Source organism: Fodinicola feengrottensis, assembly GCF_010993775.1.
Lineage (GTDB): Bacteria > Actinomycetota > Actinomycetes > Mycobacteriales > HKI-0501 > Fodinicola > Fodinicola feengrottensis.
Genome location: NZ_WOTO01000015.1, coordinates 103,832 through 127,418, shown reverse-complemented (window position 1 = coordinate 127,418; position 23,587 = coordinate 103,832). Strand labels below are relative to the sequence as shown.

General features: G+C 67.6%; 30 protein-coding genes and 5 pseudogenes. 27 read left to right on the top strand and 8 right to left on the bottom strand.

Features of this window, described 5'->3' with window-relative positions; genetic code table 11:
- Nucleotides 1-40: 40 nt before the first annotated feature.
- A complete protein-coding gene (locus GNX96_RS16325) occupies nucleotides 41-991 on the bottom strand; it encodes a cytochrome c biogenesis CcdA family protein (RefSeq protein ID WP_163568732.1) in 951 nt (316 codons plus the stop codon).
- 304 nt (nucleotides 992-1,295) lie between these two features.
- On the opposite strand from GNX96_RS16325, the gene GNX96_RS16320 reads away from it, so the two are divergent.
- A complete protein-coding gene (locus GNX96_RS16320; protein WP_163568731.1) occupies nucleotides 1,296-1,661 on the top strand; it encodes a TlpA family protein disulfide reductase in 366 nt (121 codons plus the stop codon).
- A gap of 1 nt (nucleotide 1,662) precedes the next feature.
- On the opposite strand, the gene GNX96_RS16315 is transcribed toward GNX96_RS16320, so the two are convergent.
- Both GNX96_RS16315 and GNX96_RS16310 read right to left on the bottom strand, forming a co-directional pair.
- Nucleotides 1,663-2,301, bottom strand: a complete 639-nt coding sequence (locus GNX96_RS16315; protein WP_279580543.1) for a DivIVA domain-containing protein — start codon at nucleotides 2,299-2,301, stop codon at nucleotides 1,663-1,665.
- A 69-nt stretch (nucleotides 2,302-2,370) separates the two neighbouring features.
- Nucleotides 2,371-4,533, bottom strand: a pseudogene (locus GNX96_RS16310) (heavy metal translocating P-type ATPase); the annotation flags it as partial.
- A gap of 154 nt (nucleotides 4,534-4,687) precedes the next feature.
- Here GNX96_RS16310 and GNX96_RS16305 point away from each other — a divergent pair.
- The 12 genes and pseudogenes from GNX96_RS16305 to GNX96_RS16265 all read left to right on the top strand — a co-directional run bounded on the left by GNX96_RS16305 (nucleotide 4,688) and on the right by GNX96_RS16265 (nucleotide 10,522).
- The gene (locus tag GNX96_RS16305; protein WP_279580529.1) at nucleotides 4,688-5,275 is read left to right on the top strand and encodes a TlpA family protein disulfide reductase; all 588 of its coding nucleotides are present in this window, start codon (nucleotides 4,688-4,690) and stop codon (nucleotides 5,273-5,275) included.
- A gap of 5 nt (nucleotides 5,276-5,280) precedes the next feature.
- On the top strand, nucleotides 5,281-5,607 hold the full coding sequence (locus tag GNX96_RS63700) for a cytochrome c biogenesis protein CcdA (RefSeq protein ID WP_390624025.1): 327 nt from the start codon (nucleotides 5,281-5,283) through the stop codon (nucleotides 5,605-5,607).
- Nucleotides 5,608-5,895: 288 nt separating this feature from the next.
- Nucleotides 5,896-6,117 (top strand): sulfite exporter TauE/SafE family protein, encoded by a 222-nt coding sequence (locus GNX96_RS63690; RefSeq protein ID WP_390624024.1) that lies wholly within the window; start codon nucleotides 5,896-5,898, stop codon nucleotides 6,115-6,117.
- Nucleotides 6,118-6,234: 117 nt separating this feature from the next.
- Nucleotides 6,235-6,642 carry a hypothetical protein gene (locus GNX96_RS52315; protein WP_279580528.1) on the top strand — a complete coding sequence of 136 codons (408 nt, stop codon included), beginning with the start codon at nucleotides 6,235-6,237 and terminating at the stop codon, nucleotides 6,640-6,642.
- A gap of 12 nt (nucleotides 6,643-6,654) precedes the next feature.
- Nucleotides 6,655-7,224 (top strand): sulfite exporter TauE/SafE family protein, encoded by a 570-nt coding sequence (locus tag GNX96_RS52310; RefSeq protein WP_279580527.1) that lies wholly within the window; start codon nucleotides 6,655-6,657, stop codon nucleotides 7,222-7,224.
- Between the two features lie 35 nt (nucleotides 7,225-7,259).
- Nucleotides 7,260-7,430, top strand: a complete 171-nt coding sequence (locus GNX96_RS16290) for a heavy-metal-associated domain-containing protein (protein ID WP_163568730.1) — start codon at nucleotides 7,260-7,262, stop codon at nucleotides 7,428-7,430.
- 93 nt (nucleotides 7,431-7,523) lie between these two features.
- A complete protein-coding gene (locus GNX96_RS52305; RefSeq protein WP_279580526.1) occupies nucleotides 7,524-7,874 on the top strand; it encodes a hypothetical protein in 351 nt (116 codons plus the stop codon).
- A 2-nt stretch (nucleotides 7,875-7,876) separates the two neighbouring features.
- Nucleotides 7,877-8,233: a hypothetical protein gene (locus GNX96_RS52300; protein ID WP_279580525.1), complete on the top strand. Its 357-nt coding sequence runs from the start codon at nucleotides 7,877-7,879 to the stop codon at nucleotides 8,231-8,233.
- Between the two features lie 92 nt (nucleotides 8,234-8,325).
- Nucleotides 8,326-8,757: a DUF2752 domain-containing protein gene (locus tag GNX96_RS16280; protein WP_279580524.1), complete on the top strand. Its 432-nt coding sequence runs from the start codon at nucleotides 8,326-8,328 to the stop codon at nucleotides 8,755-8,757.
- Between the two features lie 48 nt (nucleotides 8,758-8,805).
- Complete coding sequence (locus GNX96_RS16275; protein ID WP_279580523.1) at nucleotides 8,806-9,423, top strand: class I SAM-dependent methyltransferase; 618 nt, start codon at nucleotides 8,806-8,808, stop codon at nucleotides 9,421-9,423.
- A 44-nt stretch (nucleotides 9,424-9,467) separates the two neighbouring features.
- On the top strand, nucleotides 9,468-9,800 hold the full coding sequence (locus tag GNX96_RS16270) for an ArsR/SmtB family transcription factor (RefSeq protein ID WP_279580542.1): 333 nt from the start codon (nucleotides 9,468-9,470) through the stop codon (nucleotides 9,798-9,800).
- Nucleotide 9,801: 1 nt separating this feature from the next.
- Nucleotides 9,802-10,522: pseudogene (locus GNX96_RS16265) on the top strand (cation diffusion facilitator family transporter).
- A 371-nt stretch (nucleotides 10,523-10,893) separates the two neighbouring features.
- Here GNX96_RS16265 and GNX96_RS63685 read toward each other — a convergent pair.
- The 3 genes and pseudogenes from GNX96_RS63685 to GNX96_RS63680 all read right to left on the bottom strand — a co-directional run.
- Nucleotides 10,894-11,166, bottom strand: a complete 273-nt coding sequence (locus GNX96_RS63685; RefSeq protein ID WP_163568728.1) for a GNAT family N-acetyltransferase — start codon at nucleotides 11,164-11,166, stop codon at nucleotides 10,894-10,896.
- 640 nt (nucleotides 11,167-11,806) lie between these two features.
- Nucleotides 11,807-12,307: a hypothetical protein gene (locus tag GNX96_RS52295; RefSeq protein ID WP_279580522.1), complete on the bottom strand. Its 501-nt coding sequence runs from the start codon at nucleotides 12,305-12,307 to the stop codon at nucleotides 11,807-11,809.
- Nucleotides 12,308-12,471: 164 nt separating this feature from the next.
- A pseudogene (locus GNX96_RS63680) lies at nucleotides 12,472-12,819 on the bottom strand (helix-turn-helix domain-containing protein); the annotation flags it as partial.
- A 148-nt stretch (nucleotides 12,820-12,967) separates the two neighbouring features.
- Here GNX96_RS63680 and GNX96_RS16250 point away from each other — a divergent pair.
- From GNX96_RS16250 to GNX96_RS52280, 12 genes are all read left to right on the top strand, one after another.
- A complete protein-coding gene (locus tag GNX96_RS16250; protein WP_279580521.1) occupies nucleotides 12,968-13,264 on the top strand; it encodes a hypothetical protein in 297 nt (98 codons plus the stop codon).
- Between the two features lie 71 nt (nucleotides 13,265-13,335).
- Nucleotides 13,336-13,737 (top strand): hypothetical protein, encoded by a 402-nt coding sequence (locus GNX96_RS16245; RefSeq protein WP_279580520.1) that lies wholly within the window; start codon nucleotides 13,336-13,338, stop codon nucleotides 13,735-13,737.
- Nucleotides 13,738-13,769: 32 nt separating this feature from the next.
- A complete protein-coding gene (locus GNX96_RS16240; RefSeq protein ID WP_163568724.1) occupies nucleotides 13,770-14,174 on the top strand; it encodes a hypothetical protein in 405 nt (134 codons plus the stop codon).
- Nucleotides 14,149-14,409 (top strand): hypothetical protein, encoded by a 261-nt coding sequence (locus GNX96_RS52290; RefSeq protein ID WP_279580519.1) that lies wholly within the window; start codon nucleotides 14,149-14,151, stop codon nucleotides 14,407-14,409. Before GNX96_RS16240 ends, GNX96_RS52290 begins: the two co-directional genes overlap by 26 nt.
- A 35-nt stretch (nucleotides 14,410-14,444) precedes the next feature.
- Nucleotides 14,445-14,780: a hypothetical protein gene (locus GNX96_RS16235; protein WP_279580518.1), complete on the top strand. Its 336-nt coding sequence runs from the start codon at nucleotides 14,445-14,447 to the stop codon at nucleotides 14,778-14,780.
- 267 nt (nucleotides 14,781-15,047) lie between these two features.
- Nucleotides 15,048-15,392 carry a hypothetical protein gene (locus GNX96_RS16230; protein WP_279580517.1) on the top strand — a complete coding sequence of 115 codons (345 nt, stop codon included), beginning with the start codon at nucleotides 15,048-15,050 and terminating at the stop codon, nucleotides 15,390-15,392.
- Complete coding sequence (locus GNX96_RS16225; protein WP_163568721.1) at nucleotides 15,383-15,679, top strand: hypothetical protein; 297 nt, start codon at nucleotides 15,383-15,385, stop codon at nucleotides 15,677-15,679. Before GNX96_RS16230 ends, GNX96_RS16225 begins: the two co-directional genes overlap by 10 nt.
- Nucleotides 15,680-15,959: 280 nt before the next feature.
- Nucleotides 15,960-16,448: a hypothetical protein gene (locus GNX96_RS16220; RefSeq protein ID WP_163568720.1), complete on the top strand. Its 489-nt coding sequence runs from the start codon at nucleotides 15,960-15,962 to the stop codon at nucleotides 16,446-16,448.
- A 126-nt stretch (nucleotides 16,449-16,574) separates the two neighbouring features.
- Nucleotides 16,575-16,745 carry a hypothetical protein gene (locus tag GNX96_RS16215; protein ID WP_279580516.1) on the top strand — a complete coding sequence of 57 codons (171 nt, stop codon included), beginning with the start codon at nucleotides 16,575-16,577 and terminating at the stop codon, nucleotides 16,743-16,745.
- A 334-nt stretch (nucleotides 16,746-17,079) separates the two neighbouring features.
- Complete coding sequence (locus GNX96_RS52285) at nucleotides 17,080-17,232, top strand: hypothetical protein (protein WP_279580515.1); 153 nt, start codon at nucleotides 17,080-17,082, stop codon at nucleotides 17,230-17,232.
- Nucleotides 17,233-17,272: 40 nt separating this feature from the next.
- Nucleotides 17,273-18,286: an MvdC/MvdD family ATP grasp protein gene (locus tag GNX96_RS16210; RefSeq protein WP_279580514.1), complete on the top strand. Its 1,014-nt coding sequence runs from the start codon at nucleotides 17,273-17,275 to the stop codon at nucleotides 18,284-18,286.
- Nucleotides 18,287-18,449: 163 nt separating this feature from the next.
- Nucleotides 18,450-18,890: a methyltransferase domain-containing protein gene (locus tag GNX96_RS52280; RefSeq protein ID WP_279580513.1), complete on the top strand. Its 441-nt coding sequence runs from the start codon at nucleotides 18,450-18,452 to the stop codon at nucleotides 18,888-18,890.
- 44 nt (nucleotides 18,891-18,934) lie between these two features.
- Here the strand turns inward: GNX96_RS52280 and istB (GNX96_RS16200) are convergent, their stop codons facing one another.
- Nucleotides 18,935-19,723, bottom strand: coding sequence for an IS21-like element helper ATPase IstB (gene istB, locus GNX96_RS16200; protein WP_163568760.1), 789 nt, complete (start codon nucleotides 19,721-19,723; stop codon nucleotides 18,935-18,937).
- A 45-nt stretch (nucleotides 19,724-19,768) separates the two neighbouring features.
- Entirely contained in the window at nucleotides 19,769-20,968 is a 1,200-nt protein-coding gene (locus tag GNX96_RS16195; protein WP_163568718.1) for a Mu transposase domain-containing protein, read from the bottom strand.
- 304 nt (nucleotides 20,969-21,272) lie between these two features.
- Here GNX96_RS16195 and istA point away from each other — a divergent pair.
- Both istA and istB (GNX96_RS16185) read left to right on the top strand, forming a co-directional pair.
- Nucleotides 21,273-22,747 (top strand): annotated as a pseudogene (istA, locus tag GNX96_RS16190) (IS21 family transposase).
- A pseudogene (gene istB / locus GNX96_RS16185) lies at nucleotides 22,744-23,524 on the top strand (IS21-like element helper ATPase IstB). Before istA ends, istB (GNX96_RS16185) begins: the two co-directional pseudogenes overlap by 4 nt.
- Nucleotides 23,525-23,587: the final 63 nt, after the last annotated feature.

The window sequence follows — 23,587 nt, the reverse complement described above, 5'->3', positions numbered from 1 at the left end:
CGACGGCGTTCGGCCGCCTTGAGCGCGTTTCTGCGCGGTTCTATTGGTCACCGGGGTCCCCTTCAGTCACGGCCGGTACGCGACCGGCAGGTTCGGTATTCACTGAGTCGTCAAGCTGGTGGGTACGCGGCTCGTCAACCTGAGCGCGGCCTGGCCGGCGCCGGGCGTACGCGATGACCGCGATGACCGCCGCGATCAGCACCACCAGCGCCCAGCCAGGCAGCCAGCCCAACGAGCCGCTGGCGACCGCGGCGGTGTGCTGGAGCCAGGCGGCGAAGTTCAGCCGCCATCCGGAAGTGGGCATGTCCGGGCCGGTCAACGCCAGTACGATCGTCAGCGCGCCCATGGCGCTGAGCAGGACACTGGTCAGCAGTCCGCCCAGGGCGACCTGACGGTGGGCAGGCCAGAGCCGCACCCGGCGGGCCTGCAGGGCGGTCACGGCGCGGCGCCCGTACCGGTCGAATCCGACGGCCATCACCAGCAGCGGCGCGACCATCCCGGTCACGTACGCGCCGGCCACCGCCAGTGCCGCCGGAAACGACCCGGTCGCGCCGGCCAGCAGCACCGTGACGCCGACCAGCACCGGTGCGCAGCATGCCGAGGCGATCCCGGAGAACAGGCCCAGTCCGTACACGGCGCCGAACCCGCCGCCGGAGCTGGTTCGCATGCCGGGCATCGGGAGCTTGGGTGACCAGCCGGCGAGTACGGCGATCCCGCCGGCCAGCATCGCCAGACCGCCGGCGCCGAAGACGTACAGGTGCCAGCGCTGGAAAGCCGCTGACAGCGCCGAGGCGCCGAGCCCGATCGGCACGATCACCGTCGCCACCCCGAGCCCGAAGACCACCGTGCCGGCCAGCACCCGAGCCGGGCGGCGGAACACCGTGGCCAGGTAGGCCGGCAGCATCACCGACACGCAGCACGGCGCCAGCAACGCCACCATGCCGGCCAGCAGCGACGTCACCAGCACCGGGCCTGTGAGTACCGCACCCATCCTGCCTCCTCGCCCGCTTGGACTCTCTCCTAATCTACTACGGAGATTAGGAGATTGTTCGATCGAGGTGAAGTGAGGGCCAGATGATGCGACGCCGGGTGCTGCTGAGCGGGCTGTTCGCGGCATCAGCCGGGTTGACCGGTTGCGCCGGGGGTACCGGCCCGAGCCGCCCAACTGCCGCTCCGAGCGCTGCGTCAGCCGGGCCGGGAGCGGGGGTGGTACGGACGTTCGGGCTCGCTGATCGGCGATCCGCGCCGGCAGTACGTGGACCGCTGCTCGACGGGCCCGAGTTCGACGTGGCCGGGTGGCGAGGCCGGGTAGTGGTGATCAACTTCTGGGGTCCTGGTGCGCGCCGTGCCGGGCCGAGGCGCCACTGCTGGAGGCTGGGTACAGGGCCACTCGCGAGCTGGGTGTGGCGTTTCTGGGTGTGGATGTCAGCGACACCCGGGACGCGGCCCGGTCGTTTGTCGCCGACTTCGGCATCAGTTATCCGAGCCTGTTCGATCCGGCCGGCGACATCGCGCCGCGGTTTTTGGTGATCCCGCCGCGTGCGGTGCCGGTGACGGTGGTGCTGGATCGCCGGCACCGCGTCGCCATCGCGGTCGGCCGGGCGCTGCGCGATGGCGAGCTGGTCCCGGCCGTACGCGCGGTCGTGGCCGAACGCTTCTGAATCAGTCAGTCCCGGCCGGTATCGGATCTGTCGCCGAGGTGGCGCGGCTGGTGGCGGCCTGTTGTCCGGCTGGGTCGACGCGTACGCGCAGGACGGCGATGGCGTGTTCGGTCGCGGCGAGGTGTTCGGTGAGGGCCTGTTGAGCGGCCCGTACGTGTTGCCGGTCGCGCTCGGTTCCGGCCGCCGCCACGGCCGCTTCCTTTGCCGCGCATCGCTGCCATGCGGCCGCTTGGAGCTCCTCTGCGTGGCGTTCGGCGTCGGTGACGCGGCGGCGGGCGGTGTCGGTGTCGCGTTCGGCGGCGGCTCGGAGCTGGTCGGCCTGGCGGGTGATCGCCTGGGCGGCGTGCTCCGCCCGCGCGAGAAGGGTGTCGGCCGCCTGGTCGGCGCGGTCGCGTATCGAGGTGGCGTCCTGTTCGGCTTCTTGGCGCAGCAGCCGCGCGGCGCGCACGGCTTGTTCGGTGATCGCGGCCACCTTTGCCAACCGCTGGTCATATTCGCGTAGTGACTGGGACGTTTTGTCGGCGAGGGCGGTGATCTGGTCGGTGGCCGCGTTGTACGCGGCGAGTATCTGCCGTACGAAGGTGTCGACCTCGCGCCGCTGGTAACCGCGCCAGGCTCGGCGAAACGTCGGGCCCGCCACCGTAGGCGTGGCGTTCGGACGCGGTAAGTCGACGACCTGTCCAGGAGCTGGTCGCCGGACCTTGGCCGGCCCGCTTCGGCGATCGTCCCGGAAGCGCAGCAGGCGCAGCGAGTTGGTGACAACGCTGACCGAGGAGAATCCCATCGCGGCGCCCGCGAAGATCGGGTTGAGCAGCCCAAGGGCGGCCAGCGGGATCAACGCTGTGTTGTAGACGAATGCCCACCCGAGGTTCTGCCAGATGGTGCGGTAGGTACGTCGCGAGAGCCCGGATCGCGGTGGGCACGCCGGGCAGGTCGCCGCGCAGCAGGGTGAGGTCGCTGGCCTGGATCGCCACGTCGGTGCCGGTACCGATCGCGATGCCGAGGTCGGCGGCGACCAGCGCGGGCGCGTCGTTGACACCGTCTCCGACCATCGCGACCACCTCGCCGCCGGCTTGCAGGCGGGTGACCTCGGCCTGTTTGTCGGCGGGCAGCACCTCGGCAAGGACGGTGTCGATGCCCACTTGGGCGGCGATCGCGTGCGCGGTACGGGCGTTGTCGCCGGTGATCATCGCGACCCGCAACCCCATCCGGTGCAGCTCGGCGACCACGTCGGCGGCGCCAGGTTTGAGTGTGTCCGCCACCGCCACGACCCCCCCGTACCGCGCCGTCCCAGCCGGCGAACACGGCCGTACGACCGTCGGCCTCCATGCCTTGGGCCGCCTGGGACACATCCTCGGGCAGGGTGAGGCCAGCGTCGGCGATGAGCTTGCGCCGCCCCACCCACACTGCGCGGCCGTCGACCTCGGCGCGTACGCCGTGCCCGGCAACCGATGCGAAAGCTGTGACAGCCGGCAGCCGACCGAACCTTTCGGTCGCCGCGGTGGCGATCGCGCGGCCGATCGGGTGCTCGCTGTCGGCCTCGACCGCGCCGGCCAGCCGCAGCAGTTCGTTCGTTCTCGCTGGTCTGGTCGACGGCGGTCTGGGTGACTGCCATCTGCCCGGTGGTCAGGGTGCCGGTCTTGTCGAACACGACGGTGCTGATCGTGCGGGTACGTTCGAGCACGTCGACGCCTTTGATCAGGATGCCCAGGGCGGCGCCGCGGCCGGTGCCGACCAAAATCGCAACCGGGGTGGCCAGACCCAGCGCACATGGGCAGGCCACGATCAGCACCGCGACGGCAGCGATCAACCCGGCGGCCGGGTCGTGCGCGAGCAGCCACCAGGCGGCGAAGGTGACCGCGGCGATGCCGAGCACCGCTGGTACGAAAATCGCCGAAATCCGGTCGGCGAGTCGCTGCGCCTGTCCCTTGCCGGCTTGCGCTGCCTGCACCAACGCGACGATCTGCGACAGCGCGGTGTCGGCGCCAACCGCGGTCGCCCGTACGGTGAGCACGCCGTCGGTGTTCACGCTCGCACCCGCCACCGGCTGGCCCGGCGCCTTGTCCACCGGTACCGATTCGCCCGTCAGCATCGACTCGTCGACCGCGCTCAGGCCGTCGACCACCTCGCCGTCGGTCGGGATCTTCTCGCCGGGCCGCACCCGCATCAGGTCCCCGACCCGCACCTGGTCCATCGGGACCGTCACCTCGACGCCGTCGCGGATCAGCCGCGCCTGCTTGGCACCCAACTCCAGCAGGGCCCGGATCGCACGGCCGGCGCGGCGCCGGGCGCGTACCTCGAAATACCGGCCCAGCACCAGGAACGCGATAAGCAGCGCGGCCGTCTCGAAATACAGCTCCGGGCGGCCACCCAGCAACTGGGTCACCGAGAACCCGTACGCGGCCAGCGTTCCCAACGCGATCAAGGTGTCCATGCTCGCCGTCAACCGCCGCGCACGCCTCGCGGCCTCCCACAGAAACGGCCACCCGACGTAGAACTGCACCGGAGTGGCCAACACCAGCTCGAGCCACGGCGCCCACCACTGGCGCATCAGGCCCGGCGCAAAGGCGACCGCCATCGTCGCCAGACCCAGCGGCCACGCGATCAGCACCCGACGCAGCCACGCCCGCTGCGCGCAGGTCTCGTCACCCTCAGCCGCGTCGTCTTCGCTTCCAGCTGAGGACTCGGGCTGAACCGGCGCCAGCTCGTACCCGATCTTGCGGACCGCCGCGGACAACACGGCTGGCTCCACCGGCTGCGCGCCAAGCACCACGTGCGCCGTACCGGTCGCGTAGTTGACCTCCGCGGCCTCGACACCGGGCTGCCTGCCGAGCACCCGCTGCACCCGCGCCGCGCAGGACCCGCAGGTCATGCCGCGTACGGCGAACTCCAGGGCGCGCCCGTCCGCAGCGTCGGGCGAGATCACAGTTTCCCTCACCACCAGCCACCTCCTAATATCCGTAGGAGCTTAGTTGATACAGTGGCGTTCGTTCAGCAAGCCACCCCCACAGCACCGGGAGGACCGGGTGATCACTCGCCGCCAACTGATCGCCGCCGGCGCCGTGTCCGTCGCGGCGGCTGGGCTGGCTGGGTGCGCTGGTGGCGCCTCGGGTGACGGAGCCAGTCGTGGCGGGCTGGGCGCACGGAGCTTGGGAGCAGGCACCCTGCAGACCTTCGCGGTCGGCCGACGCAAGCTGGCCGGTGCGCTGTCCGGAGACCTGCTGGACGGGTCCAGGTTCGATCCAGCCGCTCTGACGGGCGAGGTTGTAGTGGTCAACTTCTGGGGCTCGTGGTGCGCGCCGTGCCGTAAGGAAGCCCCGGACCTGGAAGCGGCCTGGCTGGCGACCAAGCAGCTGGGCGTGGTGTTTCTCGGGGTGGACCTGCGCGACACTCGGGACAAGGCGCGTGCTTTCGCAGGCAGCTACCGGATCAGCTATCCAAGCCTGTTCGACCCGGCCGGCCGGACCGCGTTGGCGTTCCGGGACGTGCCGCCCAGCGTCGTGCCGGCGACAGTGGTGATCGACCGGTCGTACCGGATCGCCGCGGTGTACCGGCGGGTCATCCAGCGCGCGGAGCTGGAAGCCACCGTACGGGCCGTGGCGGCGGGTGCCTGACGCTGATGGGTGCCTTCGCCGAGGTGGCCGCCAACGGTCCGCTGCTCGCCGCTCTTGGTGTTGCGGCGCTGGCCGGGCTGGTCAGCTTTTTCGCTCCCTGCATGCTGCCGCTGCTGCCCGGCTACCTGTCCTACGTCACCGGCCTAACCGGCGCCGATCTCGACAGTCTCAACAAAACGCCGGTCGTTCATGACGCCGTCGCCGGGCCGTCACGCTTGCCCGTACGGCGGATGGCGCAGCGCAGACGGTTGCGCGCCGGCGGGTACGGATGCGTGCTGTTGCCGGGTCGGTGTTGTTCGTGGCCGGGTTCACAGCAGTGTTCGCGCTCCTGAGCTACGCGGCCGGAGAGCTGGGGCGAGGCCTGCTGGAGTACGCGCGGCCGGTGGAGATCGTCGCTGGACTGCTGACGATCGTGCTGGGCCTGACGTTCGCCGGACTGGTTCCGGGCCTGTGGCGCACCTGGCGGGTGACCCGGTTGCCCAGAGCGGGCCTGGCGGCGGCGCCACTGCTGGGAGCCACGTTCGCGTTGTCCTGGACGCCGTGCCTGTCGCCAACACTGACCGTCGTACTCGGCCTGGCGGCCGTCCAGGGCTCGGCGGGTCGCGGGGTGACGCTGGGCGGTGGCGTACGCGCTGGGGATGGGGTTGCCGTTCATCGCGTTCGCCGCCGGCCTGGGCTGGCTGACCCGCGCCATCGCCGTGATCCGCCGGCACGGCGGCTGGGTCACCCGGCTCGGCGGGCTGCTGTTGGTCGCCGTCGGTATCGCGCTGGTCACCGGAAGCTGGACCGAGTTCGTCAACTGGCTGCGCGCCACCGTCGGCCCAGGCCAGATCGGCATCTGAACCGTACGAGGTATCGGACAAACAGAAAAGAGGAGAAGCGTGCAGAACGACGGGGAGGGCGAGCGGTGAATCTGATCGCAGTCCTGTTGACCGGCTTGCTGGCCGGTGGCGTGTCCTGTGCCGCCGTCCAGGGCGGATTGCTGGCGGGCCTGGTCACTCGTCAACGCGGTGACGGCCCCGACGGCTCCGCCCGGCGTCCGGTGCCGCTGCCGTGGACCGCGCGGCTGGCCGACGACCTGGTTCCAATCGGCGGGTTCCTGGCTGGCAAGCTCGTCTCACACGATCCTCGGCGCGCTGCTGGGTACGGTCGGCGCCGCCGTCCAGGTCGCCCCGAGCGTCCGCGCGGTGCTGCAGCTCGCGGCCGGGGCGTTGATCATCACGTTCGGGTTGGCGCAGCTTGGCGTGCCAGGCTTTCGCCGGGTGACCCTGCAGCCGCCGGCGGCGCTGGCCCCCGGTTCGTACGCGGCCGGGCCCGCTCGCGGTCCGCGCTGGCACCCGCGCTGCTCGGCCTCGCCACCGTACTGATCCCGTGCGGGGGTGACCTTGTCGGTCGAGGCACTGGCGCTGACCTCCGGATCGTGGTGGGCGGGTGCGGTGACGATGGCGGTGTTCGTGATCGGCACCAGCCCGCTGTTCGCCGCCCTCGGTTACCTGGCGCGAAAGGCGGCCACCGTCTGGCGTGGCCGGCTCGCGATCGCCACCGGCCTGTTGGTGGTCGCGGTCGGGCTGTACAGCGTCAACGGCGGGCTCACCCTGCTCGACTCGCCGCTGGCCGCCGCCAACCTGCCGCAGACCCTCGGCCTGGCACCGCCGGCGGCGACCGCGGAAACCGTCACCACGACCGCCGGTCAGCAGACCGTCGTCGTGACGGCCACCGCAGACGCGTACACCCCGGGCAACATCCAGCTCAAGGCCGGCGTGCCGACGACGCTGATCGTGCGGTCCGACAACGCCGCCGGCTGCATACGAGCGTTCGTCATCAGCGACCGGCAGTTCATTCTCCCGGAGAACGGCGACACCCGTATCGACCTGGGCACCCTCACGCCGGGCCGGCTCGACTACCGGTGCGGGATGGGCATGTACACCGGCCAACTCACCATCATCTAACGGTTTCCTTCAACCACAACGAAAGAAGGTGTCACGTGGCGACATATACGTTCACCGTCGAGGGCATGCACTGCGGCAGTTGCGGAATGCTTATCGACGAGACTCTCGAGGACCTCGACGGGGTCGTACGGTCCACCACGACTTTCCGCGCCAACCGCGCCACCGTCGAGAGGTCGACGCTGCCCGATGCGAGCCGTCCGACGTGATCGCCGCGATCGGTACGGCCGGGTACACCGCCCGGCAGATCCCATCGGCATGACCACAACAAGGCGTACCCAACGGGCAGACAGGAACCTGTGATGGCCAAGAAGACCGGCAGGCCGGACGCGCGGCAGGCACGGATCGCCGCGGCGAAAGCGGCCGCCAGACGCAAACAGCGCCGCCAGCAGTGGATGATCACGGGCACCCTCGCCGCCGCTGTGGTGGCCGTCATCGCCGCGGTCGGCGTTGCCGTCGCGGTCAACCTGCCCAAACCGTCGGCGACGGTGGACGGGGTGCCACGTACGCCGCGGCTCACCGCGGTCGGCGCCACCACCAGCCCGCCCTGGCCCGCACCCGCCGACACGGCCACCGCCGTCACCGCGGCCGGGCTGCCGATGCTGCTGGCAGCGAAGGCAGCGTCGAACACATCCACGCCCATGTGGACGTGATCGTGGACGGCACATCAGTGCCCGTGCCGGCGAACATCGGCATCTCCAGTGCCGGCGGAATCAGTCCGCTGCACGTACACGACACCACCGGCGTGATCCACATCGAGTCACCGGCCAAGGTGCCGTTCAGCCTCGGGCAGCTGTTCAGCGAATGGCAGGTGTCCATGGCCGCCGACCACCTCGGCGCCTTGAAAATCGGTGGCGACAAACAGTTCCACGCGTACGTGAACGGAAAACCAGTGTCCGGCAACCCGGCCGCGATCATCCTGAACGCCCACGACGAAATCGCCCTCGTCTACGGCACCGCCGCCCAGCAACAAAAACCGCCAGCCAGCTACGCCTTCACCGCCGGCGAGTAAGCCATGTTTCCCCAACACATCCACGACCTCCGCCCGGGCTGGCGCCGGTCGCCCGTCTCGGCCGACCGGGTCATCGCGCGCCGGCGATCGTGGTGGATGCGTACACTCGCGGTCGCTCCCGCCCTACCGCTGGCCGCCGCGGTCTGGTGTGGGTGCTGCGGTTCAACCCCACCGACAACGTCGCCGACCCGACCGGGCCGTGCCCGTGGCACGCCCTGACCGGGATCAACGGACCCGGTTGCGGCGGCACCCGCGCCTTCTACTACCTCGTTCACGGCGACCTGATCGACGCCGCCCGCAACCACCTGCCATTCACCATCGCCGCCCCGTTCCTGCTCTACTGGTGGATCGCCTGGCTCACCAACACATTCTTTGGCATCCGCCTGCCCCGCCTGAAACCGTCCGCCCTCACCGTGGCCGTTTTCATCGTCAGCTCGGTTGTTTTCACCACTGTCCTGCGTAATATTCCGCTCGGACCGATGGCCTGGTTCGACATTCCCAGTACGACCGCGCGGATCTGGTAGGACGGGCACAACGATGGCATTTTGGTACCGGACGGGAGCGGCAGATGGTTGAGCGGAACGAGAAGCTGCGGCGGTACTGGAACAAACAGGCGCCGTCGTACGACCGCTCGATGGGATTCATGGAACGGCATCTTTCGCGACACCCGCGAATGGATCTGCCGGCAAGCCACCGGCGACATCCTGGAGGTCGCCATCGGCACCGGTCTCAACCTGCCCCATTACGCCGAGGATGTCCGGCTGGCCGCCGTCGAACAGAGCCCGGAGATGCTCGCGATCGGCCAGCAACGAGCCGAAAAACTGGGTATGGCCGTCGACTTGAGAATCGGTGACGCGCAGGCCCTCAATTTCCCTGACGCCAGTCTCGACACCGTGGTGTGTACGTTCTCGCTCTGCGCGATTCCCGACGACCACCGAGCCGTACGGGAAATGATCCGCGTCCTGCGCCCCGGCGGCCTGCTCCTGCTCGCCGACCACGTCGCCGGCGCCCACTGGCCAACCCGCGCCGCGCAGTGGTCGATCGAACGGATCACCATTCCGCTCGGCGAGGAACACTTTCGCCGCCGCCCCATCCGCCACGTCCAAGCCGGCGGCCTGGTCATCGAACACCACGAACGCTTCAACCTCGGCATCATCGAACGCCTCGCCGCCCGCAAGCCGGTCCATTGATCATCATTTCCTGAATTCAGGAGATCCTGTACTGTCGGTGCGTGCTGACACTCGCCGCTGATATCGACGTGCTGGCCCGGTTCGGCCGGGCCTTGGCCGACCCGATCCGCTGCCGCATACTGCTGGCCTTACGGGAGGCGCCCGCCCATCCGGCGGACCTGGCCGACCGGCTCGGGATCTCCCGTACGCGACTGTCGAACCACCTGGCCTGCCTGCGCGACTGTGGGCTGGTGGTCGCCACCCCGGTCGGCCGGCGCAGCAGGTACGAGCTGGCCGATCGGCGCCTCGCCCATGCCCTGGACGACCTCCGCTTGGCCGTCGTCGCCGTCGCCACCGACCGGTCGTGTCCCGACGCCGACGAGAAGGACTGCTGCTGAGATGGCGATCCTGTCGCTCGGCCCGTCGCCGGCCCGCCGTGCCGTTCTCACTCGCCGCATCCGGCTGCTGGTGGCGACCACCATCACGTACAACGTCGTCGAAGCGGCCGTCGCCCTGACCGCCGGCACCATCGCATCCTCGACCGCGTTGATCGGCTTCGGCCTGGATTCGGTGATCGAAGTGTCGTCCGCCGCCGCCGTCGCATGGCAGTTCTCCGCCCGCGACGCGGCCGTCCGGCAACGACGAGAGAACGCGGCGCTACGCGTCATTGCGCTGTCGTTCTTCGCCCTGGCCGCCTACATCACCGTCGACGCTGTCCGCGCACTGCTCGGCGCCGAGGCGGCCCGACACTCGATCCCCGGAATCGTCCTGGCGGCGCTGTCGCTGCTCATCATGCCGGTGCTGTCGACAGCACAGCGCCGTGCCGGACGGGCGCTGGGTTCGGCGTCAGCGATCGCCGACTCCAAACAGACACTCCTGTGTACCTACCTGTCGGCGATCCTGCTCGGCGGATTGATCCTCAACGCCACCCTGGGCTGGTCGTGGGCGGACCCGATCACCGCATTAGTCATCGCCGCGGGTCGCAGTCAAAGAAGGCCGCGACGCCTGGCGCGGCAAGAACTGCTGCGCCCTACCAACCACCGCCCTCATCGCACCGAACCCCAACACGTCCGGCCCGGACCAACGCTCCTGCGCACCCGGCTGCGACTGCTGCACCTAACCGGCGTTCGGTCTTGACCGCATTCAAGGTACGGCGATGATCATCGCCAGATGAACCAAGTTGTTCGCCGCCCCGTCATCGCTGCACTCATTGCAGACCGCGGCTCCGCGACACGCGCGTCCGACTGCACGCCGGCACCAAAACCCGACAACCCCAGTGCCCATCGCCGAACCCGATCTCACCGCGGCCACCGCCGTCGCCAGCGGGGATCGGAACCGCGGTAGCGCTACGCATCGACGGCCAGGTCGAGGCAGGGCCAACGGCTCCGGCTCCGCAGGGCAATTCGGCGACGGCGTCACGATCAACCGCCCGCAACAAAGTGCTAGGTCTGGCAAAGACGAGGAAACCGGCTCAGGTCCGTCCCACCAGGGTTAGGAATCCATCAAAGCGGGGAGCCCCACCCTCAGATCAAGCACGAGGGCATCGTTTGCTGGCCAGTGCGGCTGGGATTGGACCGTCCCGGCCGGTTGCCATCCCCAATGGCGGTACATGTGAATTGCCGGCGCATCACTGTGCGCAAGCAGCGTCGCTATAGGTTCCTCGCGGTCCGACAGGGCCTCGACCATGAGTCGCTTGCCGATGCCCTGCCCACGGTGTGGAGCTTGCAAGATCAGCTCAACGAGAGCGACCTTAGGCGCATTCACGACCTCTGCCGGGGGTTCGACCTGCGCGCCCCTCCCACCAGCGGCCAGGTAGCAACGCAATCGTGTAGCTGAATCCGATCAGCGTGCCGTCTTTGCGTGCCGAGATGAAGCGGAATCCATCGTTGTGGGATTGTTGGTCGAAGCGGCTCCCGAATTCCTCAACGTCCGCTTCGGTTTGCCGATAAGGGGGCTCCGCGTATACCTCTGCGTAGACCCGACGTATATCGGAGAATATGTCACGCGCGGACGGGCCGTTGAGTCGCGCGAATTCGACACTCACGCGACGACTCCCATAGAAGCGGCTTTCTCTACAAGTTCGCGACCGGCCGATGTGTTGGACAACTTAGCCCTTTCGCAAATTGCCAGCGTTCGCTGACGAATTCGCCCAGATGACACTGACGAGATTTCCGGTAGTAGGGCACCGATGCGGTCTCTGGCCTCGGCGACGTTTCCCGCGCGAAGGATGGCCTCTCCCTGACGGAGCCGCCTGAAGGTCTGGTTCCGCGGAAAGGGACCGCCTATTTCTATGGCATCGCCGAGCTTCTTTGTGGCAGCGTCATGCTTGCCCGCCGCAGCCAGGACGTACCCGTCGATCGCCGTCATTTCCGCCGGGTCCAGGAACCACACCCATGGCGGGTCGTCATCGTGGCGAGCGGGCTCGGTACGTGTGGTGCGCTCGGGCCATGACGCGGTGCGCTTCTCCGAGGTCGCCCATCTCGGCCCAGCCCAGGGCTTCACGAAGCAATGCGTAGGTTTTGACCCGGGGTGGTGCCCAGCCGGCGCTCTGCTCTTGAGCGCGTACGGCGAGCTGGATGGCCTCTCGCGCACGTCCCAGATGAGCGGCCTGCATACTCAAGCATCCCAACACACCGACCTCGAGCGGCAGGTTGCCCGTGATCTGAGCTTGGCAGAGTGCCTGTTGGTACCAATAGCGCGCGGTCTGTTGACGGCCGGCGTCGTAGTGTACCCAGCCAGTGGCTTCTTGTAGCTCGGCAAGAGCAAGCTGGAGTTCTCGGCCCACGCGCTCGGAATATTCTCCGAATTGCAACCATTGGTCAACGCGGTCGACGGTGGCGGCAGCTGCTTCGCACAGCGTGTCACCACCTTGTTCGTTGTCAAGCCGAATGATTTCGCCGACCAAGCCTCTGGCTTCCTGTGCCTGCTCGATGCCGATTTTCGGGTTTGATCGTGTTGGAAGCATTGCGAGTGAGGCCGCTCCAACACGCCTGTTAAGAAATCTCGGCGGTCCGTATCTGCCTCCTCGGGAGAAGGGACGGCTGCGGAGATCCCCGCCAGTGAGCGAGGTATTCGCAAGCCATCGCATAACGCGCGGATGCTGTGAAGACTCGGTTCGCTCGTTCCCTTTGCAAGACGGGAAACGTACGACTGCGAGAGGCCCGTCGCGCGGGCAATCGCGTTCTGGCTGATCTTCGGCTCGTCTCGGCCTGGGTCTGTGATTGCTTGGAGAACTGTTGCCCAGTCACCGCTGCCAAGCGCTGTCCTGATAGCAGGATCCCAGATGAAGTCTGTTGGCAACGCGACAGAGTCGTTGAGCCGGTTCTGCGCAAGGCTTGCGCACGCGTAACACCGCGCGGAGCGGTTATACCTGCTCAGCGGCTGTTTGCAGTCGTTGCAACGTCGCACGTCGCCCATCTTGCATCCGTTCCACCCGCGCTGCCTATGCATGCATGCATAGATGCCCGCCATAAGTCTCTCATCTGTGCGTATGTCTTTGCCTGTTCTCGAGTCCATCCTGTTCCTCTCCATTGGCACCCACACCAAGCGAGAGGAGCCGGCCGCTGTGCTAGCCCACGAGCAGCACGTGCTGACCATCCATTCAGGAGTTCCGGCGCAAGCAACGTCCACAGCAGGGACAGCATTCGACCTGCACCCGGACAACCCGGCAAAGCTGTGGCAGACAGACGCACAGCAGTACGGCGTTCCGGATACTGACGCGTTGTTGCTGGCGTTGAACCTGTACGGCCTGTGCACGCCGCTGGGTCCGCGGGTGCGGTTGCAGCTGTCTCTGATTGCCTGCCCGGATGTGCGGACGGTGGTGGTGGCGGCGGGGGGCGGTCGGATTCGCCGTTCACGTTGAGTGATGACGGTTGGTTGTATGCGGCCGGTGTCCCGATTGGTCGGGCGGTGCGTACTGATGCTGATGACGCGGTGTCGGGGTATCTGCGCTGCTGGGAGAACGGCACGTGGTGGGCCGCCACGATCAACCCGGCCGGCCGGTCGCGGTGCACCGGTTGCGCGTTCTGCCCGACCTCCCTGGAACCGCCCGCTGACCCGGTGCTGACGTTGGAGCACGAGTTGCACGCGCTGCTAGACGGTTTGGAGTTGCAGTTGCCGCCCGGCGGCACCTTGCAGTCCCTGCGCGAAGTCGCGGTGTCCACGGCGTGTTATCGGACCGAGGATGCCGCGCTTGAGGCGATGGTGATGCTGCGCAAGGTGTTGCGGTCGCGGCGGATCAACGCCCGCATCGTGTTGTTGTCATCGGTGCTGCGGACCCGGGAGGCGTTCCGTTTTTCCTGGCTGAACATGTCGCCCCGTTTGGGTTGTTCCTGACCGCTGAGTGCGTGTCGCGGCGGGATTTTCTGTTGAAGAACACCAAAGCGGACCTGTTGCCGGAGATGATGCCGGCCCTTCTGGCCGACGCTCGCGCGGCTGGTCTGGACACCTCGTTTACCTACATCGCAGGGTTGGACACCACTGCACAGCTGGAAAAGTTCATGACTGTCATGCTGCCGCAGGTCACCTTGTTCCCGAGTATCCAGATTTTCCAGCCCCACAACCGAATCATGGACCGCTTGCTTACCCCCGAAGCGGAATGCTTGGGGTACTACTTCAATGCGCGGCGGGTCGTGGAGAACATCATGACCGACCTGGACAGCTCGCTCACGCCGGAGTTGTGTGGCGGTGTTACCGGTCCCTGTGGGCTACCGAGTACGCCGGCCGCTCCCTGGCGGGACCGACCCGATGAGCCCGGCGACAGACACCGCTGAGACCGCTGGACCAGCGTTGGCCGGCGGCGTTGGACAAGCTGTGTGGCTGCGAGCCACGTATCGCGGTGACCAAGCCGAGGGAGCCGCGCGGGAGGTGGGTACCGGGTGTGTGAGGGGTCGTCCGGTGCTGGTGTTCCGGGACCGGCTGGTGGACGTGCCGATGCGGCGCCCGGCGGTGCTGGCCTACCCGGGCGGTGCGCGGGGGGGGTTCGGCTGTTCGGGTTCGATGACCTGACCCTTGCCGTACCGCTAGACACGGCCGCCGACACCTTGCCGCACAGCGACACAGCCGCTGCCGGCACCGTCCCGGTCAACGCTGACCCGGGCAGTTTTTTGTGGTGGCCGGCGGTGTTGACCACGTTTGACCCGCGTAGCCCACGGGTTCCGGCCGATCTGGCGGCGGCGCTGTCCGCGGCTGGGGCAGATCTTGGGTCGGTGTCGATGGCGGGTCAACGCCGGCACGCGGTGCTGTGGATCGCAGCGGCACCGAACGCCCGTATCCGTGCGGCGAGGGTGGCCACGGTGGTGGACGCTGCCCGCACCTACTGCGCCGCGGCCACCGCTCCAGTGACGGCGCTTCGCTGCCCGGGTGGTGAGGGCCGATGAGCGTGCTGTCGGTCGCGGGGCTGCGGCGAGCGCGGACGGACCCGGCATCGGGCGGCGCGGTTGCGCGCGGCGGCGTTGCGATACGCCGGAAACGGCTGGCCGGTGCTGCCCGTGCAAGACGACGACTCAACCGAGTTGGAGCCGGGCGCAGGCGCTGGAGTGTGGTGTGCGCCGGTCGGTACCCGACCAGCGACACCGCGACGGTGAGTCGGTGGTGGGACCGCATTCCGTACCGGATCGGCCTTGGCTGCGGGCGACATGGCGGAGGTGATCAGCGCCCCGGCTGCGCTGGGCGCGGCGGCTCACCGGGTGCTGCTGCGGTCAACGGCGACGGCGACCACGGCGGCGGACAGGTGGCTGTTCGTGGTCGCGCCCGGTGTGCCGTTGCCGGAGAGGCTTGCCGACGCCGGGGTGTTGCGGCACGGGCCGGGTGAATGGGTGGCGCTGCCGCCTACGTCGTGGCCGTCCGGTCCTACGTATTGGCTGGTGGAACCGCAGGTCGTGCGGTGGGAACCGGCGACCGCGGAGGTCGTGCACGGGGTGCTGGTGAACGCGTTGCTGGTGTCATCGGCGACCCGGTTGCCGGGAATGCGGGGCCAGTCATGGCTGTGAGCGGGCAGCGCACGCCAGGCGGCGCGATAGATGGCGCCCGGACTTTGCTGGAGATTCGCCGGCAGGCGGCGCAGGCGATGAAGGACGCGCGAGATGCCGTTGAACGGGAGCAAAAAGCCGGCAACAAGCTCGGTATTGCACACAATATAGGGAAAGTTCAAGCGTTCAGCATGATCCTTCAGATCATCGAACTGGAAATCACGCCACCAGATGCAGGCGTGAAGGGCGCAACGGATCGGGACGCGAAGGACCTCGCCGACCGCAAAGGCGGGTGGGCGCCTAAATAGTGACTCCGGACGTTCGTTGCTGCGAGGGCGCGTAGCGAACGACCGGCGCAAGAAGCCCCGCTCAGCTCAGCCGTAATCCATGTGGCTGGGGTTGGCCGGGACATGCAGGAACAGAAGGCCGGACCACCCCGATCCTTGCTCGGGGCAGGGTGGTCCGGTTGGAGGTCCGGAAACCTCCGGTATTGACCGTACCGGAGGTTTTTCGTGGCGTGCCCGCAGTGTGGCGAGCGCGTGAGTGGGGGCACCTTCGGCCGACGTGCGGGGAAGGTGGGACTAGGAGATGAACGACAACGCGGAGGAACCGACACGGCCGCCGGGCTGTGGGCGGCGTGAGCAGGACTGGACCGAAACGATCTACGAGGCGACCGCTGCCGCTGGTGTTCCTGGCGTGCTCGATGCCTGGCGGCGCGCCAAAGTGCTGGCCAATGAGCTGCGCACAGCCACCCTGCTGGCTGGGTTGGTCGACGAGGTGGAAATCGTGCCGGCGCTGACTGAGGACGGCAGTCCCGTGGTACGGGCGCAGGTGACCGGCTGGCGCGCTCGACAGGTGGTCGCGGTGATTAGCCGGGAATTAGGGCTACGCATCCACCAACCCCAGCCAGCGCCCACCACACAAACGGCAACGGTGGTCACCGCGCGGGTGAGCACCGCACAGCAAGAGAGGCCAGTGGCGAGGCAGGTGATGGCCCATCCGGCGGCGGATCCTCGGCCGGCGGGAGACCGAATTGGTGGGCCGCATAATCACCGGGCCGGTCCGTGGACCCAATAGAGAGAAATCTGTTCGAACAACCAATAGTTCGCTGCCATATAGAGGAAAGGTCATTCGTCAATGATTCCGCGACCCACGACCAGGCATATCCCGCGCCCAGCACGGCTGCGACCAAACCAGCAGGCCATGCAACTTCTGATCAACACCATCGAGACTCAGCAGGAAGTCATCGAATACCTGCTCAAGCGCACGGACAACCTTGAGGAAAGTTACGCCTCGCTGCTGGACAAGGTCGACATCCTTGAATTGGTCACGTTCCCCATGGCGTGCCTCAGGCAGGACGACGATGAGCCCTGACCACAGCGCGCGAACCTTCCGGCATCTATGAACGCACGATCACGCGGCGCGATGTTGGCGCTGGGCAACCTACCAGCCAAGCCGTGGGGACGACGGCATCGACGGCGCGATTCCAGCAGGACCAACACCATCCTATGAATGCAGCGGAAGGAGAACCGGTCATGGAGCGGTCAGCGGAAGCAGGGATTGACCAATCACGAGGCAGGTTGGTCAGGGACTCGGCGGGGCACGATCCGGTGATGCCGGCGTCGTACCGTTTTCCGGTGGATCTGGGGGGTCGCGGCCAGCCAATAATGAGCCGCCCAGCGCGGCGCGGCCGTTTGTCCTTCGCGCGGTGCGGCCTGTCCGCCGGAACGGTGGGCTGGATGGCCTGCCGGAGCTGTTGCTGGCCAAGCACCGCACGCCCGCGAGTCAGCGGACGATTCCGCAGCGGACCCGGTTGGATAACCGGGAGGTTGACGACTCCTACACCGTCCCGGACAGCTGATATGACCGCGCTGGGTTCTGCGGCGGCCGGTGAGGGTCCGATGGTGCTCGTGCTGGGTCAGGCCGACGATTGGGCGGTGGAGCAGGTCGGCGCGAGCCTGGATGCGCGGGGTGTGCGGTGGATGGTGCTGGACACCGCCGATTTCCCGCAGCGTATGGCCCTGTCCGCCCAGTTGTCCGCTGAGCCCGAGGCCGGAGAGCGGGCCGGGTCCGGTGGCTGGGGTGGTGAGGTGGAGGTGGCTGGTCAGGTGTTGCGGCTGCGCGATGTGGCAGCGGTGTACTACCGCAAACCGGGCGCGTTCGACCTACCGGCGGGGTTGTCCGAGCCGGAGCGGCGGTTCTGCAACGCCCAGGCACGGACCGGCGTGGGCGGCGTATTGGCCAGCCTGGCGGCCCGGTGGGTGTCGCACCCGGGCGCTATCGCCGACGCCGAATACAAGCCCCGGCAACTCGCCCAGCTCAAGCACGCCGGCCTGGCTGTCGCGCCGACCCTTATCACGAACAATCCAGCCGACGTCCGCGATTTCGCTGCCGCGTACGGAGATCTGGTGGTCAAGCCGCTGGCTGAGCCGATCGTGTGGGAAGACGGTGGCGAGTCCATCGTCTATACCCGCCGATTGTCCCGTGGCGACATCGAGCGTGCGGGTGAGGAGTTGGCCAGCGTCGCCGCTACGGCGCACCTTTTCCAAGTCTGGCAAGACAAAAAGTGCGAGTGCCGGGTAACCGCGGTCGGGGACAAGCTGTTCGCGGTGGCAATCCACGCCGACAGCTCGGCGGCGTTGGTGGACTGGCGGTCCGACTATGACAATTTGCGGTACGAACCGATCGAGGTCCCTGTGCAGGTCCGTGCCGGTATCGCCGCGTACCTGCGGTCCGCGGGATTGGCGTACTCGGCATTTGATTTCGTTATCCGGCCGGACGGGCAATGGATCACCCTTGAAGCCAACGCCAACGGGGTCTGGGGCTGGCTGGCCGAAGAATGCGACCTCCCCATCGCAGACGCGATCGCCGACTGCCTCACCGCAACAAATCTGAATGGTGACAGCAAAACATGAGCACATCAGAAAACGACACCACAGCCGGCGGCGACAATGGCGCGTGGAAGAAGCACGCTGCGGCCTTGGCGGCCGTGTTGGAGGCTGAGGGCGTGGTGCCAGACCCCCCAGCTGGAAACACGCATTCGCCAGCATTCCCCGGCACCTGTTCACCCCGCACGTGTTGACCGGAGACAGTTCGGGATTCATCGAGTTGCCGACCGGCACCCCGAGCTGGTGGGCGGAGGTGTACTCCGACAACGCGCTGCTGACCCAAACCGCGTCAACCGGTGCCGGGACCGCGCGGCAGGACCTGCCGACCTCCTCGTCCAGCCAGCCATCGGTCATGGCGGTCATGCTGGACCGCCTCAACATCAGCGCCGCCGCCCCCCCCGACACCGCGACCGGACACCAGGGGTGCCGGGTGTTGGAGATCGGTACCGGCACCGGATACAACACCGCGTTGTTGGCGCACCGCCTTGGCGACGCGAACGTCGTATCCGTCGACATCGACCCGGCGCTGGTCGAAGCCGCACGCGCCCGGCTCGCCGGTCTTGGTCTGCACCCGGCGTTAAGGGCGGGAGACGGTGCGCTGGGCTGGCAGGCAGGACCAGGCTGGGTGTGAAGTTGGTCCAGCAGATCGGGCAGCTTCGGGTTTCGTTGTCGTTGTTAGGAAGCATGAGCGTTGACTGCCTTGCGGAGGGTGTCGGCGGTGTGTTGGTGGTGGCGGAGTCGGTAGCTGGGTCCGTCGATTCCGATGACGGTGGCGCGGTGTAGCAGCCGGTCGAGCATGGCCGCGGCGACGGTCGCGTCACCGAAGGCGGTTGCCCAGTCGGCGATTCCGACGTTGGTGGTCAGGATGGTGCTGGATTTGAGGTATCTTTGGTTTATTACTTGGAAAAGGGCGCTGGCGCCGTCGCCGGGAAGCGGCAGATAGCCCAGTTCGTCGATGACCAGGAGTCGGGGTCCGGCGAAGAACCGCATGCAGGTCGCCCAGCGCCCTTCCAGGGCTGCTTTGTGGCAGCGGGCGGCGAGGTCGGCGGCGGTGGTGAAGTGGACCCGGTGACCGGCTTCGGCGGCGGCGCGCGCCAACGCGGTGGCCAGCATGGTCTTGCCGACCCCTGGAGGGCCTACCAGCAGCGCGTTGGCCGCGTCGTCAACGAACCGTAAGGTCGCAAGGTCGCGGACCAGAGGCTCGTCGACGCCGGGTTGGGCGGAGAAGTCGAAATCGGCCAGGGTGTGCGGATTGGGCAGGCAGGCGAACCGGAGCCGGGAGGCCAGCCGGCGGGCTTCGGTGGCGTTGACCTCGATCTCCAGCAGCCGTTCCAGCGCGGCGGTCACCGAGAGGTTTTCCGCGCGGGCGGCGTCCAGGATCCGCGGTAACGCATCGGCCGCGTCGGCCAGTTTCAGGTAGGACAGGTGGGCTTTGAGCTGCTGGTAGCGGCGCGCTTCGCTCATCTGCGGCGCGTTGAGTGTGCTCACGATCGAGTTTCCTTTCTCTGGTCAGGAATTTCCTTGTTTCTTCTGGCCGGCGCGGGTCGCGAGCCGGTCAGCGGCATTGACGTAAACGGAGAAATCGATCACCACCTTCGATGCCGGGTCAGGGGTCGAATGGCCGCGTAGGCGATCAGCTTCGGCTAGCGCGGCGGCCGACGGTGGTCGGCGGGTTTTGTGTTTGCAGGGCGGCTTATCGGTGAACCCGGCCAGGACCTTCTTCTCTAAGGCCGCCACGTGGCCGTCGTCTCGGACCACCCGCCCCGCGCCGTCCAGGGCGCGCGTGTGCGCGGCCACGACCGCGCCGGTGGGGGTGGCGATGCGCACCAGTTCGGTGCCCAACCGGTGCGTGAGCAGCACCCTGGCACCGGTCAGGCCTGGCGGCACCGAGTAGGAGTTTCCACGCCAGGACACCAATCCTTGCGCGGTCACGGTCCGCTCATCGGACAGCTCGGCCGGGAACACCACCCCCGGCGGGGGACGCAAAGGTTCAGCGTCAGCCAGCGCGCCGACCGTGGTCGGCGCCCCGTCGAGCATCCGCTTGCGGGTGTCCAACCGGGCGGTGAGTCGATCCAGCAACGCCTGAGCCTGGGCCGGCGTGGTCTCGTCCGGTAATGTTCGCCACCATCGTTGCGCGGCGGAATGATTCGCCTTTTCGACAACGCCTTTGCGGTTTCCCCGCCTCGGTGGGCAAATAACGACGGTGACTCCGTAATGTTTCGCCACTTCACCGAAACTGGGCAGTACCGCACCGGTCGGTGGATAGCAAACGGTGGACATCCGGTCGAACCGCCACACCTTGGTCAGCCCACCCAGGCGCGCCACGACAGCGTCCATCGCCTCGACCAGATGCGGGAAATCCTCACTGGTAGCCAAAACTCCGCGCCACCGCGAGGAATGCGCGAGAGCGCCGACCAGTAGATGCGCGTGCTTTCCCAGGCCCCACGCCGATGGTGGATCAGGAAGTTCCAACCAATCCCATTGCGTCTCCGCGCCCGCCGGGTGCGCGATCACCGCGGTGTCACGGCCCTTGGACCGGTCACACGCCTCGCAATGCGGACGCAGCCCCAGATCGCGGATCGCCGCGGTCAGCGACGGATACGAACCAGTGAACCCCAACGCGACGACCTCGTCGAACAACGTCGACGCCCACAAATGCGGATCATCAACCAGCCGCTGCCGGCAATACGGCACGAACTCCGCGATCACCACCGGCTCAGACCGGACCCGCTTACCAGGCTCCCGAGCGCCACTCAAATACGCGCGGATCTTATGCCGAACAACTCGTTATGCCGCGTGCGTCCGCGCGGACAATGAAAAAATCCGGGTGCGCGGACAGTTGAGTCCGGGTTGGTGGACATGATTCTTCCGGGTGTATGGACACGAGATTTCCGGGAATCGCCCAGGTTTTGTTGATCGCCGCGTGGGATCCCTCCGGCCGGTTTGGCTCTGGTTGCCGATCAGTGCCAGCGACCGTCCGGAGGGATCTGTGGCTAAGTCTGACAGGGACGTTATGGAGATCTTGGAAGCGTTCGATTTGACCCGTTGTGCGCATTCAGCGGCGAAGCTTGCAGGATGTGATGAGAAGACTGTTTCGCGGTATGTCGCGTTGCGGGACGCCGGTCTGGACCCGGTGGCGCGGACCAGGCGGAGTCGCGCGGTGGACGAGTTCGTGGAGAAAATCGAGGAACTGGTGGAAAAGTCCAGCGGCAAGGTTCGCGCGGACGTGGTGCACCAGCGGCTGGTGGCGATGGGGTTCACCGGCACCGACCGGTCGACCCGCCGTGCGGTCGCAGAGGCCAAGCAGGCGTGGCGAGCCGGCAACCGGCGGGCGTATCGGCCGTGGGTGCCCGAGCCAGGTATGTGGCTGCAATTTGACTGGGGCGAGGGGCCGCGGATCGGCGGGCGACGCACGCAGTTGTTCTGCGCGTGGCTGTCGTGGTCCCGGTTCCGGGTTGTTTTGCCGGCCTGGGACCAAACCCTACCGACATTGATCGCTTGTGTCGATGCCACGTTGCGGATACTGGGCGGCGCGCCGACGTATTTGTTGACTGATAACCCCAAAACTGTCACGGTCGACCGGATCGCCGGCGTCCCGGTCCGGCATCCCGACGTGGTCGCGCTGGGCCGGCACTATGGCTGCAAGGTGGAAACGTGTCAGCCGTTCGACCCGGAGTCCAAGGGCGGCGCGGAGCACACGGTCAAGAGATCGCCAAGGCCGACCTGGTGCCCACCACCGCGAACCTGGCATCCGCCTACGCCTCGTTCGCCGAGCTCGCGGACGCGTGTTTTGACTGGCGCGAAAGGATAAACGCCCGTCCGCACCGGGAGACCAAGGCCGCCCCGGTCGACCGGCTGGCGACTGAGCGCGCGGTTCTGCACGCACTGCCGACCGAACCGCACACCACCGCGCTCGGTGAGGAACGCCTGGTCGATGACGACCAGACGATTCGGTTCTCCTCGGTCCGGTACTCCACCCCGCCCGGACATGTGGGCACCCGGGTGTGGTGCCGGGTGGTCGGCGACGAGCTGGTGATCACCGGCATGACCAGCACCGGGCTGACCGAGATCGCCCGGCATGCCCTGTCCACGCCCGGAAACCCGCGCATCGACGACGAGCACTACCCGAACCACCCCGGCGGCAACGAACCCCGCCCACCGCGGGTCCGGCCGCGCAGCGAGGCCGAGGTCGCGTTCTGCGGCATCGGTGAAGGAGCGCACCGGTGGCTGATCGAGGCCAGCGCCACCGGAGCGCAGCGGATCCGGTCCAAGATGGCCCGCGCGGTCGAACTGGCCACCATTCTGGGCGCGGAGAAGGTCGACACCGCCCTCGGGCTGGCCGCGATGGCCGGCCGGTTCGGTGACACCGACCTGGCCGCCATCCTGGACCACCTCGCACTGTCCGGCGCGCCCAGCGACGTCGTCTACGCCGACGAGACGCATTCGGCGCAACCGGGCACCAGCGGCTGGGAAGGGTTCGGCGCATGAACACACCCACCGCACCCGCCCTGCCCGTCGATCTGGAGCAGCTGCTGCGCCGGATGCGGCTGCCCTACCTGCGCAAAGCAGCCCCAGACGTGCTGGCCACCGCCCGCGCGCAACGCTGGGACCCCGCCGAAGTCCTGCGGGTGCTGATCACCGAGGAAGTCACCGGCCGCGACTCCGCGACCCGCCGGATGCGCCGCAGGACCGCGAATTTCCCCAACCGGTAAGACATTCTCTACCTGGCGGGCCGAGGAGTCCTCGATCTCCGAGGCCACCCAGAACTCACTGTCCACACTGGAGTGGATCAGTCGCGGGGAGAATCTGGCGGTGGCCGGCCCGTCCGGCACAGGCAAGAGCCACTTCGTCGAAGCGCTCGCTCACGCCGCGATCGAGCAGGACCTGCGGGTCGCCTGGTTCACCCTGGAAACCCTCACCCAGACCATCAGCAAGTCCAAGGTCGACGCCTCGATCGCCCGCACCGTCGCCCGGATCTGCCGCTGCGACCTGATCGTGGTCGATGACATCGGCATGCTGCCCGCCGGCCAGGACGCCGCCGAGGCGTTCTACCGGATCGTCGACGCCGCATACGAGCGCCGCTCGATCGCGGTCACCAGCAACATCCATCCGTCAGGATTCGACACAATAATGCCAAAAACTCTGGCCACAGCCACCGTCGACCGGCTACTTCACCACGCGCACCTCGTCCAAACCACCGGCGAATCGCACCGACTCGCCGAAGCCCTCGCAGGGAAAGGAGTCACACCCCTGAAACAACCCTAAACAACCGGACCCCCGTGTCCACCCCCCCGGAGAAAACCAGTCCACCAACCCGGAGAAGAAAAG

Coding starts and splice junctions, on each gene's coding strand:
- GNX96_RS16325 (WP_163568732.1), bottom strand. CDS start 991: ATGGGTGCGGTACTCACAGGCCCGGTGCTGGTGACGTCGCTGCTGGCC.
- GNX96_RS63700 (WP_390624025.1), top strand. CDS start 5,281: ATGGGTGCCTTCGCCGAGGTGGCCGCCAACGGTCCGCTGCTCGCCGCT.
- GNX96_RS52305 (WP_279580526.1), top strand. CDS start 7,524: ATGGCCAAGAAGACCGGCAGGCCGGACGCGCGGCAGGCACGGATCGCC.
- GNX96_RS52290 (WP_279580519.1), top strand. CDS start 14,149: ATGAGCCCGGCGACAGACACCGCTGAGACCGCTGGACCAGCGTTGGCC.
- GNX96_RS16225 (WP_163568721.1), top strand. CDS start 15,383: ATGGCTGTGAGCGGGCAGCGCACGCCAGGCGGCGCGATAGATGGCGCC.
- GNX96_RS16220 (WP_163568720.1), top strand. CDS start 15,960: ATGAACGACAACGCGGAGGAACCGACACGGCCGCCGGGCTGTGGGCGG.
- GNX96_RS16215 (WP_279580516.1), top strand. CDS start 16,575: ATGCAACTTCTGATCAACACCATCGAGACTCAGCAGGAAGTCATCGAA.
- GNX96_RS16210 (WP_279580514.1), top strand. CDS start 17,273: ATGGTGCTCGTGCTGGGTCAGGCCGACGATTGGGCGGTGGAGCAGGTC.
- istB (WP_163568760.1), bottom strand. CDS start 19,723: ATGAGCGAAGCGCGCCGCTACCAGCAGCTCAAAGCCCACCTGTCCTAC.